The sequence below is a fragment of the Peptoniphilus indolicus ATCC 29427 genome, assembly GCF_000227315.1.
Classification (GTDB): domain Bacteria; phylum Bacillota; class Clostridia; order Tissierellales; family Peptoniphilaceae; genus Peptoniphilus; species Peptoniphilus indolicus.
On record NZ_JH165061.1, the window covers coordinates 1198864 to 1200241 of the forward strand.

A 1378-nucleotide genomic window follows, 5' to 3' on the forward strand; every position below is an offset into this window, starting at 1 on the left:
ATTTATAATTTTGATGTGATATGATATTATAGTACTTAGAAAAATGTTTTCTTAAAACATATGGAGGTTAAAATGAATAGAAAGTTGAAAAATGTAATACTATTTGGAATTTTTATTGTCATTCTTTTTTTATCTACATTAACAAAACAGTTTTCAACAGATATTTTATGGAAGCAGGATGAAAATTCTACAAGAGAGTTTCAAGGAATTCTATTTCAAAATCCATCTGATATCACCAACTTAAGGGTTTCAAGAACTCCAGTTGATGGATATGGTGGAAGACTTATAAAGTATGGTGTTGAATTTTCATACATAGGTGATGGATCTAATTTTAGAATTTTAGGAACGCCGGTAAGGCAAGTATTCTTTGAAGCACCGATAGAAGCAAAATATAGCGTAGCTAATTTAAAAGGTGATTATGATAAGATAAGTAATATGCTGTTTAATGAAAAATTGTCATTAAAACTTCCGCTTGATTCTAAAGAAACTAATCTTAAAGCTAAATCTGAAATAAGAGTTAAGCTTGATTCAAATGTTGAAAGCTATAATTTCTCGTTGTACTATGAGCCAATGGACATAAAATACAGACAAGAGGATGTTATATCCAGAACTTCAGTATTTTTGACAAATGCTAAAGTGGATAAGTTTACAAATTCACAAAAAGTCACTGATGCACAAAATATATCTTTTTCAGATTCAGGATTTACAGTAAATGCACAAGAGTTTAAAGATAACGCTAAGCTATCCGGAATAACTATAGTGAATAATTTGGCTAGAATAATATTTATAGTGTCCACACTTTTAGTCCTAGCACTTATTTGGCTAGATAAAAAGAATGTATTATCACTTAATATTTTGTTGAATATGTTGATGATTCTTACGTTCTATAGATTATTAGATATGGGAGTGACTTCACTAGGAGCGCTTTTAATAATGCCTATAATAGGATATATATCAACTTGTATAGCAAGACTTATGGGCAAGGATACAATTCACTTGACAACAAAAGAATTAAAACAAAATTTAGCTTATACAATAATATTTTTTATAGTAATACTTATTGTGATAATAATACCTAGAGCAATTTAAAATTTAGCACTGATAAGTAAGTGTTCAGAATTAAGACAAACCCGGGAAAAATCTCCTGGGTTTTTATATTATTAAATTTTTAATGAATCCCATGATATTTGGATTGTTTGTTTCTGTTTTCTTAAAAATAGTGCCAATTTTTTATATTCATATTGTTGCAATTTATAAAAATTAAAAATAATCGATTTTTAGATACTATAATTAAAAATTTAAATAAGCATACTTATTAACAAATAATAAGTTAAATAAAGAAATATATAAAGAGTATAGTATACATTTAATACTCGAT

At 26.8% G+C, this 1378-nt stretch carries 1 protein-coding gene; it reads left to right on the forward strand.

Annotated features, from left to right (window positions below):
* Nucleotides 1-72: 72 nt before the first annotated feature.
* Complete coding sequence (locus tag HMPREF9129_RS05355) at nucleotides 73-1089, forward strand: hypothetical protein (RefSeq protein WP_040552353.1); 1017 nt, start codon at nucleotides 73-75, stop codon at nucleotides 1087-1089.
* Nucleotides 1090-1378: the final 289 nt, after the last annotated feature.